The organism is Pseudoflavonifractor phocaeensis (assembly GCF_038439875.1).
Taxonomy (GTDB): Bacteria; Bacillota; Clostridia; order Oscillospirales; family Oscillospiraceae; genus Vermiculatibacterium.
Window position 1 is genome coordinate 397,250 of record NZ_JBCDMT010000001.1, and the last position, 11,218, is coordinate 408,467.

Annotated in this window: 8 protein-coding genes; 7 read left to right on the forward strand and 1 reads right to left on the reverse strand. The window is 64.5% G+C overall.

The window, feature by feature from the left end; genetic code table 11:
* Positions 1-160: 160 nt before the first annotated feature.
* The 6 genes from AAEU42_RS01975 to hpf all read left to right on the forward strand — a co-directional run bounded on the left by AAEU42_RS01975 (position 161) and on the right by hpf (position 7,075).
* On the forward strand, positions 161-1,318 hold the full coding sequence (locus tag AAEU42_RS01975; protein ID WP_342231844.1) for a cation diffusion facilitator family transporter: 1,158 nt from the start codon (positions 161-163) through the stop codon (positions 1,316-1,318).
* Positions 1,319-1,396: 78 nt separating this feature from the next.
* The gene (locus AAEU42_RS01980; RefSeq protein ID WP_342231845.1) at positions 1,397-2,089 is read left to right on the forward strand and encodes a response regulator transcription factor; all 693 of its coding nucleotides are present in this window, start codon (positions 1,397-1,399) and stop codon (positions 2,087-2,089) included.
* Entirely contained in the window at positions 2,086-3,534 is a 1,449-nt protein-coding gene (locus tag AAEU42_RS01985; RefSeq protein ID WP_342231846.1) for a HAMP domain-containing sensor histidine kinase, read from the forward strand. Before AAEU42_RS01980 ends, AAEU42_RS01985 begins: the two co-directional genes overlap by 4 nt.
* Before the next feature lie 258 nt (positions 3,535-3,792).
* On the forward strand, positions 3,793-5,115 hold the full coding sequence (locus AAEU42_RS01990) for a S1C family serine protease (RefSeq protein ID WP_342231847.1): 1,323 nt from the start codon (positions 3,793-3,795) through the stop codon (positions 5,113-5,115).
* Positions 5,116-5,302: 187 nt separating this feature from the next.
* On the forward strand, positions 5,303-6,145 hold the full coding sequence (locus tag AAEU42_RS01995) for a fumarate hydratase (RefSeq protein ID WP_342231848.1): 843 nt from the start codon (positions 5,303-5,305) through the stop codon (positions 6,143-6,145).
* A 393-nt stretch (positions 6,146-6,538) separates the two neighbouring features.
* Complete coding sequence (hpf, locus tag AAEU42_RS02000) at positions 6,539-7,075, forward strand: ribosome hibernation-promoting factor, HPF/YfiA family (protein WP_342231849.1); 537 nt, start codon at positions 6,539-6,541, stop codon at positions 7,073-7,075.
* Between the two features lie 68 nt (positions 7,076-7,143).
* Here hpf and AAEU42_RS02005 read toward each other — a convergent pair whose 3' ends face one another.
* A complete protein-coding gene (locus AAEU42_RS02005) occupies positions 7,144-9,540 on the reverse strand; it encodes a response regulator (protein WP_342231850.1) in 2,397 nt (798 codons plus the stop codon).
* Between the two features lie 206 nt (positions 9,541-9,746).
* Here AAEU42_RS02005 and AAEU42_RS02010 point away from each other — a divergent pair, with 206 nt between their 5' ends.
* Positions 9,747-11,201 (forward strand): GntR family transcriptional regulator, encoded by a 1,455-nt coding sequence (locus tag AAEU42_RS02010; RefSeq protein WP_342231851.1) that lies wholly within the window; start codon positions 9,747-9,749, stop codon positions 11,199-11,201.
* The last annotated feature ends 17 nt before the right edge of the window (positions 11,202-11,218 follow it).

Consider the following 11,218-nt stretch of genomic DNA (forward strand, 5'->3'; position numbering starts at 1 on the left):
ATGGAGAGAAAAAGCGGGCGGCCCACGGGCCGCCCGCTTTTTCTCATGCCGCCGGAGGGCGGGCCGTCCGGTCCCCTTGACGGTGGGGGCCGGGTGTGGGATAATATAACATTAATATGGAATAGAATGATCGTCAGGAGGAAGTTTCTTGTTCGAGTTTTTGCTGAGACGGTTTGTGAAGGACTACCAGAACGTAAAGGACCCCGCCGTGCGGGAGCGGTACGGCACCATGTCCGGGATCGTGGGCATCCTGCTGAACCTGCTGCTCTCTCTGGGGAAGTTCATCGCCGGGGTCATCACCGCCTCGGTGTCGGTCACCGCCGACGCCTTCAACAACCTGTCTGACGCCGCCTCCTCTCTGGTTACTCTGGTGGGCTTCCGCCTGGCGGGGCAGAAGGCGGATGACGACCACCCCTTCGGCCATGGGCGTATCGAGTATCTGGCGGGGCTGGCGGTATCCGTGGCCATCATGCTGGTGGGGGTGGAGCTGTTCAAGAGCGCCGTGGGAAAGATCCTCCACCCGGAGGAGGTGGCCTTTTCCCTCCTCTCCGCGGCGATCCTGGCCGCCTCCATCGGGGTGAAGCTGTGGATGTACTTTTTCAACAGGAATCTGGGCCGCCGCATCAACTCCTCCGCCATGGCCGCCACCGCCGCCGACGCCCTGTCCGACTGCGTAGCCACCGGCGCGGTGCTGCTGGGCCTGGTGGTGGGCCATTTCTCCGGCGTGTCCATCGACGGCTGGGTGGGGGTGCTGGTGGCCGCTTTCGTCCTGCGGGCGGGTTGGGAGTCGGCCAAGGACACCATCAGCCCCCTGCTGGGCCAGCCCCCCGACCCGGAGCTGGTGCGGGGCATCCTGTCCACCGTCCTGGCCCACCGGGAGATCGCGGGGGTCCACGACCTGGTGGTCCACGACTACGGCCCCGGCAATATCATGGCCTCCCTCCACGCCGAGGTATCCATCGACGCCGACATGGGGGAGACCCACGACGTCATCGACAACATCGAGCGGGAGCTGGCCAAGAAATACCGCATCCAGGCCACCATCCACATGGACCCCATCGTCACCAACGACGCCCGGGTCAACGCCCGGAAAGAGGAAATGCTGGCCCTGGCCCAGGAGATCGACGGGGACATTACCCTCCATGATTTCCGCATGACCGAGGGCCCCACCCACACCAACCTGATCTTCGACCTGGTGGTGCCCCGGTCCTGCCCCCTCTCCGACGAGGAGGTCCGCCGGGAGATGGCCCGGCTGGCCCAGGAGCGGGACCCCCGCTATCTCACCGTGATCCAGGTGGACCACCCCTACATCGATTAAAATTCACAGTTCATTCACCGAAACAAGTTCGAATTCGATATAATAAAGCAGAATGACCCATATAAAGGGGGAAAAACCATGCCACAAAAGATCTTGATCGTGGAAGACGAGGAGAACATCGCCGAGCTCCTGCACCTGTACCTGGAGAAAGAGGGCTACGAGACCCAGATCGCCCCGGACGGGGGGAAGGCGGTGGAGTTGTTCCGCTCCTTCGGCCCCGACCTTGTGCTGCTGGATATCATGCTGCCCGTGATGGACGGCTGGTCCGTGCTGAAAAAGATCCGGGCGGAGAGCAAGACCCCCGTCATCATGCTCACCGCCAAAGGGGAGACCGGGGACAAGGTGACGGGCCTGGAGCAGGGGGCGGACGACTATGTGGTCAAGCCCTTTGAGACCAAGGAGGTCCTGGCCCGCATCCACGCCGTCCTCCGCCGCACGGGCGGCGAGGAGGGGGGGAGCGGCGAGAAGAAGCTCACCTTCGACAAGCTGGTCATCAATCTGGACGCCTACGAGCTGCTGGTGGATGGCAAGCGGGTGGATACGCCCCCCAAGGAGCTGGAGCTCCTCTACCACCTGGCCTCCGCCCCCAACCGGGTGTTCACCCGCAACCAGCTTCTGGACGAGGTGTGGGGCTTCGACTACTTCGGGGACTCCCGCACGGTGGACGTGCACATCAAGCGCCTGCGGGAGAAGCTGGAGGACGTCAGCGACCAGTGGAGCCTGAAAACGGTCTGGGGCGTGGGCTATAAATTTGAGGTCGGGGCGCAATGAAAAGCGTCTACGGCCGCCAGTTCGCCATGATGGCGGGGGTCATCCTGCTGGCCTTCGCCCTGCTGGGCGGGGCCTTCACCGCCCTGAGCTACCAGTACACCATCGAGGACAAAAAGGACTCCATGGAGCGCAACGCCGACTACATCGCCTCCTTTACCAGCACCTTCCTCTCCTCCGGGATCAGCAGCAGCATCCAGGAGCCCGCCTATCAGATCTATATCTCCTCCCTGGCCAGGATCTCCGGCTCCACCGTGATCCTGGCCCAGAACAGCGGGGAGATCGTCTTTGCCGCCTCCGCGGGCAGCGGGAACGTGGGCAGCCTCCTGAGCGGCTATATCCCCTCCGACATTCTGGAGGAGATCACCGGGCAGGGGCGGTTCGCCGGGCTGAGCAGCCTGGGCGGGCTGCTCTCCGACCGGTGCTATGTGGCGGCCAGCCCCATCCTGCAAAACTCCTATATCACCGGCCTGACCTTCCAGCAGGGGGTGGTGCTGGTGGCCAGCGACACCTCCAGCCTGACCCGGATGTGGAAGGATTTCTCCTCCATTTTCATCCTGTCGGCGGCGGTGGTCTTTCTGCTGGCCGCCATGGCCAGCTCCGTGACCTCCCTGCGGCAGACCAAGCCCCTCAAGGATATGGCCGACGCCGTGCGCAAGTTCGGCCGGGGAGAGTTCGACGCCCGGGTGGAGGGCTGCGAGGACCGGAAGGACGAGGTGGGAGAGCTGGCGGAGGCCTTCAACGTCATGGCCGACTCCCTGGCCAAGAGCGAGGCCCAGCGCAGCGAGTTCATCGCCAACGTCTCCCATGAGCTCAAGACCCCTATGACCACCATCGCCGGCTTTGCCGATGGCATCCTGGACGGCACCATCCCCAGGGAGAAGGAGGCCGAGGCCCTCAAGACCATCTCCTCCGAGACCCGGAGGCTGTCCCGGCTGGTGCGGCGGATGCTGGACCTGTCCAAGCTCCAGTCCAGCGAGAACGTCACCGCCCAGGAGCGGTTCGACGTGGCCGAAGTCCTCATCCGGGTCCTGGTGAGCCTGGAGGGGAAGATCAACGGCCGGGGCCTGGATGTGGAGACCGCCCTGCCCGAGGGGCCGGTCATGGTGTGGGGCGATCCCGACGCCATCACACAGGTGTGCTACAACCTGCTGGACAACGCCATCAAATTTGCCGCCCCCGGCACCGCCCTGGGCCTGGGCATCCAGGTCAAGGGAGAGAAGGCCTACGTCTCAGTGCGGGACAGGGGGGAGACCATCCCCCCCGATGAGCTGAACCAGGTCTTTGACCGATTCCACAAGACCGACCGCTCCCGCAGCGAGGACCGGGAGGGCGTGGGCCTGGGGCTCTATATCGTCAAGACCATTATCAATAACCACAAGGAAAACATCACCGTCACCAGCGAAAACGGCGTGACGGAGTTTACCTTCACGCTGACCATTGCCTGACCTGCTTGAAACGGGGGTGGTGTTTTCCGGGCCCCATCGGAGATGGGGCGGTGCGCAAGCACCGTGAAACGCGAAGCCGCAGGCGGAGCGTTTCCGCAGGGAGGCTTTGCTGACCGAGGATGTAAAAAGAAAAGGGCTCCCGCCCGGCGGGAGCCGGATGGGAAAAACATCACCGTTACCAGTGAAAACGGCGTGACGGAATTCACCTTCACACTGACCATCGCGTAAGCCAGGGGGCCCGGCGAAAGGAGATTGCCCATGCGCCACAATTATTATGAGCCCGCCGGATGGCCCCAAAGCCCGGAGGAGGGACGGGGCCGGTGGGAGCCGGGCGACGCCCCGGGACCCTATGGCGAGGTGCCGGGAGAGGTCTCGCCCGCCCCCCGGCCCGAACCGGGGCAGAGCGGGCCCCGGCAGACACCCTCCGCCTGGCGGAAGCCGCCCAGGCGGCCCCAACCGAAAAGACATATGGGGATCTTCGCCCTTTTCCTGGCCGGGATCCTCCTCCTGACCGGCGCCGCGGTGGCCCTGGAGCGGCTGGACTGGACCCTGCCCGGCTGGGGATACAGCGAGCCGGGGGCCGAGGGGGAGGACTGGGGCGGAGAGCCCGCCCTGACCACCGTGGAGCGGGCCCTGGTGGGGGACGGCACCGTCCTCGCCATCTCCGACACGGCGGGGGAGATCCTGTCCCCCCAGGCCGTCTATGAAAAGGTTAGCCCCAGCGTGGTGGGGGTCCGGGCCACGCTGACCTCGGGCACCGCCCTGGGTACCGGCGTCATCATGTCCCCGGACGGATACATCATCACCAACGCCCACGTGGTGGAGGGCAGCAGCCGGGTGGACGTGGTCTTTTCGGACGACGTGCGGAGAAAGGCCCTTCTGGTGGGGATGGACGAGGACATGGACCTGGCGGTCCTCAAGGTGGAGGCCCGGGACCTCCCCGTGGCCGAGTTCGGGGATTCCACCGCCCTGCGGGTGGGGGATACCGCCTACGCCATCGGCAACCCATTGGGGGAGGAGCTGCGGGGCACCATGACCGACGGCATCATCTCGGCCATCGACCGCACCGTGACGGTGGACGGGAAGGATATGACCCTGGTCCAGACCACCGCCGCCCTCAACTCGGGCAACTCGGGCGGCGCCCTGGTAAACGCGGGGGGCCAGGTGGTTGGGATCACCAACATGAAGATGATGTCTTACTGGGACACCATCGAGGGGCTGGGCTTTGCCATCCCCACCGCCTCGGCCAAGCCGGTGGTGGACCAGATCATCGACAAGGGCTACTACCCCGGCCGCCCCGCCCTGGGGGTGACGGTAAGGAACCAGACGGCATACGAGGGTCAGCCCGCCGGGGCCTATGTGGAAAACGTGGAGCGCAAGTCGGACGCCTATGCCCAGGGGATCCGCTCTGGCAACGTCATCGTCCGGGCCAATGGGGTGCTGGTCAGCACCATCGACGATCTGGAGAAAGCCAAGGAGGGCCTCCAGGTGGGGGACACCATGACCCTGGAAGTCTGGACCGGCCGGGGCACCCGGATGGTGGAGGTCAAGCTCATGGACCGGCACGCGTTTGAATATTAAAGCGAAAAAAAGGGGCGTCCCTCTGTGAGGGACGCCCAACGCGATACGGGGAGAATGGAATGAACACGGATACTGACGGGCCGGAGCAGACGGCTGTCGGCCTACAATACTTTTTATAGCATATTTTCTAAAAATTGTCAAATTCTGTTTTTGTCGAAAATTGGCGTTTGACGGAGGGAGGCCCAGGATGAGAGAGATCCATACCGATGAGATCACGGCGGCGGTGGCCCGGCTGTGCGTGGAGGCCAACACACGGCTCCCCGGTGACCTGCGCTCCGCGCTGGAGCGGGCGGAGGGAACGGAGGCCTCCCCGGTGGGGCGGGGCATCCTGGGGGATATCGTGGAGAACTTCCGCTTCGCCGGGGAGAAAGGGCTTCCCATCTGCCAGGATACGGGCATGGCGGTGATCTTCGCCGAATTGGGACAGGACCTCCACATCGTGGGGGGGAGCCTGGAGGAGGCGGTCAACGCGGGGGTGGCCCGGGGATACACCGAGGGGCACCTGCGCTGCTCGGTGGTGGCCGACCCTCTGCGGCGGGAGAACACCGGTGACAATGCCCCCGCCATCCTCCACCTGCGGCTGGTGCCGGGGGAGGCATTGAAGCTCACCGTGGCCCCCAAGGGCTTCGGAAGCGAGAATATGACGGCCCTCAGAATGTTCAAACCCTCCGCCGGCCGGGAGGACATCCTCCGGTTCCTGGTGGACACGGTGGACGCCGCCGGGTCCAATCCCTGCCCCCCCATCATCGTGGGCGTGGGCCTGGGGGGGACCGCCGAGAAGGCGGCGGAGCTGGCCAAGCGTGCCCTGCTCCTGCCGGTGGACGCCGCGGTCGGGGACCCCTTTTACGCCGGGATGGAGCGGGAGGCGCTGGAGCGGATCAACACCCTGGGCATCGGCCCCCAGGGGCTTGGGGGGAGCACCACGGCGCTGGCGGTCCACATCCTGAGCTATCCCACCCATATTGCCGGTCTGCCCTGCGCCGTCAGCCTGGGCTGCCACGTGACCCGGCACGCCGAGGCGGTGCTCTAGGCCTTGTTTGAAGATTGCCGACATACCCGATCGGTGGGCCTTTCGGCCCCTGGACCGTATGATTTTTCCTTGCAATCCGTCAGGATTCCCGCGAAAAAATCGTTTGCCGGCGGCCAAAATCCCTCGCCGCTGGGCACTTCGCCAATATTCGAACAAAGACTGGGCTCCGCTTGAAAAATGGAACACACCACATGTTCATACACGACCTCCAGGATTTGCCCAAGCGCATAAAACCGCCGGAAAAAAGGGTGGATTTTTAGTGAACTTGTGGTATAATCAAAACAAGAGGAGCCGGAGGTTTCCCGGCTCCCCCGGAAGAAGCCAGTGAGGGGCTGCCGCCCGGCGTTCTGCCGGCGGGAAGGCGGTCCCCCAGGCGAAAGGAGCTGACAGTGTATGAAGTTCACGTTCACCGACAAGAAGGTCACTCTGCCCAAGAAGGTCCATGAGTATGCCGAAAAAAAGGTGGGCAAGCTGGATCGCTACTTCCAGACGGAGGCCGATACCTCCGTGGTGTTCAGCGTGGAGAAGGGGCGCAACAACGCCGAGGTGACGGTGCGCTCCGGCGGCACTATCATCCGCGTCTCCGAGAGCACCGCTGATATGTTCGCGTCCATCGACGCCGCTGTGGCCGATATCGAGCGGCAGCTGCGGAAAAATAAAGCCAAGCTGGAAAAGCGCCTGAAGAAGGACGCCTTTGTCCGCACCGCCGACGAGACCTCCTTTGTCCCCGAGGAGCCGGAGGAGGTCTACGACGTGGTCCGCACCAAGCGCTTCCCCATCAAGCCCATGACGGTGGAAGAGGCCGTCCTCCAGATGAACCTGGTGGGGCACACCTTCTTCGCCTTCAAGAACGAGGACGCCGGCGGCGCCTTCTCCGTGGTCTACCGCAGAGAAAGCGGCGGCTACGGCCTCATCGAGGACGACACCTGAACCCAATGATCCCGACAAAAAAGCGGGGGCATATCCTTTGGATATGCCCCCGCTTTTTGATTTCCTCCTCAGAGCGTCCCCGCCACCGCCGCGGCTAGAGTCTGATAGAGAAGCTCCGGGTCGATGGGTTTTGCCAGGTGGGAGTTCATCCCGGCCTCGGAGGCCCGCACCACATCCTCGTGAAAGGCGTCGGCGGTCATGGCCACGATGGGGACCGTCCGGGCTCCGGGGCGGCCGGAGGCCCGGATGGCCCGGGTGGCCTGATAGCCGTCCATCACGGGCATCTGCACGTCCATGAGGATCAGGTCGTAGCGCTCCCCCTGGGCCAGGAACAGGTCTAGGGCCTGCTGCCCGTCCCCGGCGCAGTCCACCGTGATCCCGGCCATCTGGAGCAGCTCTGTGGAGATCTCCCGGTTGAGATCGTTGTCCTCCACCAGCAGGACGTGACGCCCCGCCAGATCCGGCCGCGCCGCCGCCGGGCCGGCAGAGGCGGTGTCCGCCCCCGCCACGGAGAGCAGGGCGTTGTAGAGGGAGGAGGCAAAGATGGGCTTGGAGAGGAAGGCGTTGGCCCCGGCGGCCCGGGCCTTGGGCTCGATGGCGGTCCAGTCATAGGCGGTGATAATAATGATGGTGGTGTCCGGCCCCACCAGCTCCCGGACGCGCCGGGTGACCTCCACGCCGTCCAGATCCGGCATCCTCCAATCAATAAGGCACACGTCGTAGTCCTCCCCAGCCCGGTGGGCGGAGCGGACCTCCTCGACGCAGGCGGCTCCGGTGAGCACCCACTGGGCCAGGATCCCCATTTTTTGCAGCAGCAGGGAGGTGTGGACACAGCTGTCCTGGTCGTCGTCGGCGATCAGCACCTTCAGGGATTCCAACGCGGGCTGCCGCTTCTGCCGGGAGCCGGCCCCATCCTCCTGCTGATCGAAATCCAGCTCCACCGTGAAGGTGCTGCCGCGGCCCGGCTCGCTTTTCACCGAGATGGCGCCCCCCATCAGGGTCACCAGATTTTTGGTGATGGGCATGCCCAGGCCGGTGCCTCCGAAGGTCTGTCCGGCGGCGGTGCGCTCCTGCTCGAAGGGGGTGAACAGGCGGTCCATAAAGCTTTGCTCCATGCCCATCCCGGTATCGCTGACGGTGAAGCGCAGGCGCACCCGGCCGCGCTTCTGCCAGAGCTGGCGGATCTCCATCCGCACCGAGCCCCCCTCCGGGGTGAATTTGAAGGCGTTGGAGAGCAGGTTCAAGAGCACCTGGTTGAGCCGCAGGGCGTCCCCCACCAAAAGGGTGTCCGTGAGCTCCACCAGAGGCACCGTGAAGGTGAGCCCCTTGGCCTGGGCCTGGGGGTAGAGGATGGAGGTGAGGGATTCCACCACGCTCTGCAGGTCAAAGGCCTCGTGGGCGATCTGCATCTTTCCCGCGTCGATCTTGGACATGTCCAGCACGTCGTTGATGAGGGTCATCAGGTGCTTGGAGGCATAGCCGATCTTTTTCAGGCAGTCGGCCACCCTGGCCCGGTCGTCCAGATAGGCCGCGGCGATGGTGGTCATGCCGGTAATGGCGTTCATGGGGGTGCGGATCTCGTGGCTCATGCGGGAGAGGAAGTCGGATTTGGCCCGGTTGGCCTGCTCGGCCACGGCCAGGGCGTCCTTGAGGGCCTCGGCCTGCTGGGTCAGCCGCTTCTGCATCTCCCGCAGCTCGGTGACGTCGGTGATGTCGATGAAGATGCACAGGTAGATGGGGCAGCCCTCCTGCCAGTCCACGCAGGAGGCGTTGACCTGGAGCCATAGGAGCTGGCCGGAGCGGCTCTTGGCCTGCATGACGAAGTGGACGGGCTGGCCGGCGAGGATGGCCTCCCGCCGCTCCAAGAGAAATTCGCGGGTTTCCAGGATGTTTTCCCGGCGCGGATCTCCCTCCCCGCCGCCGTCGCCGAAATACTCCAGGAACCGGGCGTTGCCGTCCAGCAGGGTCATATTGAGATCCCGGTCGATGCGGTACTTGGCCACGAAGCCGGGCAGGCTTTCATATGTCACCGACTGCTCCCGCTGCATCCGCACCATGTCGTCGATGTTGGTAAGCGCCGTGTAGGCCACCTGGTAGCCGTCGATGTACTCGTCGGCGAACTGGGTGGAGAACTGGACCCAGATGAAGTCGCCGTTTTTCCGCCGGAACCGGGAGAAGATCTTGTAGCCGCTTCTGCCCGCGGAGAGGGCCTGGGTGACGGCATCCGAGAGCTCCTGCCACCCCTTGGGGTCGTCCTTATAGTAGAGGTCCGGCCGGTTGTGGAACTTGGCCTCGTACTCCTCCTTGGTCCAGCCGGTAAACTCATAATAGTATTCGTTGGCCCAGACCAGGGTGAAATGCTCGTCCAGCAGATGCTTGCTTACGCTGACGCCCAGCAGGCGCATCAGCGTGGTGTATTCATAGTCGGCTGGGGTCATCCGGGGCGTGTTTTCCTGCTGTGTCATGGTTCTCCCTCTCTTCCCGACGGGGGGCTCCGGGGCATCGGGCATGGCGGTCTCCCACCCCATCCGTCGCCTGCGCCGTATCTCCTCCCGGACCTTGTTCATGTTAGTTTCTTTTGATTATAGACCTGCCGGGCCGAAAACTCAACGCGCATCTGGAATTTTCCAGGGCAAAATGATAAAATAAACAAAAAGGGGGTGGGGCCGCCGTGCGGAACGCGCCACAGTTTTCCAATCTGATCTACGACTTTTTCTCCCTGCGGATCCAATTCGGCTATTACCGCCGGGGCGACACCCTGCCCACCATAGACACCCTCTGCCGCCAATTCAGCGTCTCGGCCCAGACGGTAAAGACCGCTCTGCGCCGCCTGCGGGATGAGGGATACCTCTCCATGCGCAACGGGACGTCCATCAAAGTGACCTTCCAGCAGACGCCCCGGGGAGAGGCGGAGGCCTTGGGGCGGTTTTTTTTCCAGCGGCAGGCGGCCATGCCCGACCTGTGCGGGACCCTGGAGCTCATCCTGGTCCCTCTGCTGACGGAGGGGCTGCGCCGCACCTCCGGAGAGGATCTGGACCACCTGTCCCGCTATGTGGAGCGGGCCGGAGTGGACGACTTCATCTATTTTTTCTGTTATGTCCTGCAAAAGCTGGACAATCCCCTGGCCATGAACCTGTTTTGGGAGATCGCTCTGTTCATGGGCCTGCTGTCCATCGGGGAAAAGGGCATCCGCGACAGGGAGGCCATCCGAAAGCCCGTCGAGCGGGCCGTGGCCTGCCGGAGGGCGGAGGACTGGGCGGGGGTGCGCGATGCCCTGCTGGAGCACCAGCGGGAGTCGCTGGGGCAGGCGATGGCCTATGTGGGGCGGCACGTGGTGCCGTCCGCAGGCCAAGTGCCCTTTGTCTGGCGCATCTACCGGGAGCGCCCCCAGATCTGTTACAGCCTTGCCTCCCGCCTATTGTATGATATCTATCTGGGAACGTACAGCGGGGAGGAGTTCCTGCCCTCCCTTGAAAAAATGGCCCGGGCCTACCAGGTGTCGGTGAGTACCATGCGCCGCACCGTGGCCCTGCTGGAGCAGGTGGGCGCCGTCCGGCCCATCAACGGCCGGGGCATCCGGGCCTTCGGCGTCGGTCAGCGCTGCGACGCCCCCAACTTTGAGAGCCCCACCGTCCGGCGCAACCTGGCCTACTTCGTCCAGGCCTATGAGATCGCCGTCTACTCCTGCGAGGGGGTGACCCGGGCCCTGCTGGCGGGGCTCACGCCGGAGGCGCGGGCGGAGCTCATCGGCAGTCTGGAGGAGTGCCGGCGCGAGGGGCGCTGTGAGCTGTCCCCATGGCTTTACCTGATCTGCGCCGCCACCCGCAGCCCGCTCCAGGGCGTGCGGGAGATCTACGGCCGGATCTATGGCCTCTTCCTTTGGGGGTATCCCCTGAAGGCGAGCTCCGGCGGGTCGGAGGCACAGGACCGGGTGATGGAGCGGTTCACCCGGGATACCATTGACGCCTTGGGCCGGGGGGACGGGGACGGCTGGGCGAAGATCGTCAAGGCCCTGGCCGCCCGGCAGTTCCAGGCGGCGCACCGCCACCTGCTGCGCTGCGGCTTCCGGCCGGAGGAGCTGCGGCTCACACCCTCGGTCCGCCTTGTGCTGGCGGAAGAGCTGTGAAAAAAGGGCACACGCTG

Bases quoted from the DNA above. Each gene is read 5' to 3' on its own strand.
- AAEU42_RS01980 (WP_342231845.1), top strand. From the start codon at position 1,397: ATGCCACAAAAGATCTTGATCGTGGAAGACGAGGAGAACATCGCCGAG.
- AAEU42_RS01990 (WP_342231847.1), top strand. From the start codon at position 3,793: ATGCGCCACAATTATTATGAGCCCGCCGGATGGCCCCAAAGCCCGGAG.
- hpf (WP_342231849.1), top strand. From the start codon at position 6,539: ATGAAGTTCACGTTCACCGACAAGAAGGTCACTCTGCCCAAGAAGGTC.
- AAEU42_RS01995 (WP_342231848.1), top strand. From the start codon at position 5,303: ATGAGAGAGATCCATACCGATGAGATCACGGCGGCGGTGGCCCGGCTG.
- AAEU42_RS01985 (WP_342231846.1), top strand. From the start codon at position 2,086: ATGAAAAGCGTCTACGGCCGCCAGTTCGCCATGATGGCGGGGGTCATC.
- AAEU42_RS02005 (WP_342231850.1), bottom strand. From the start codon at position 9,540: ATGACACAGCAGGAAAACACGCCCCGGATGACCCCAGCCGACTATGAA.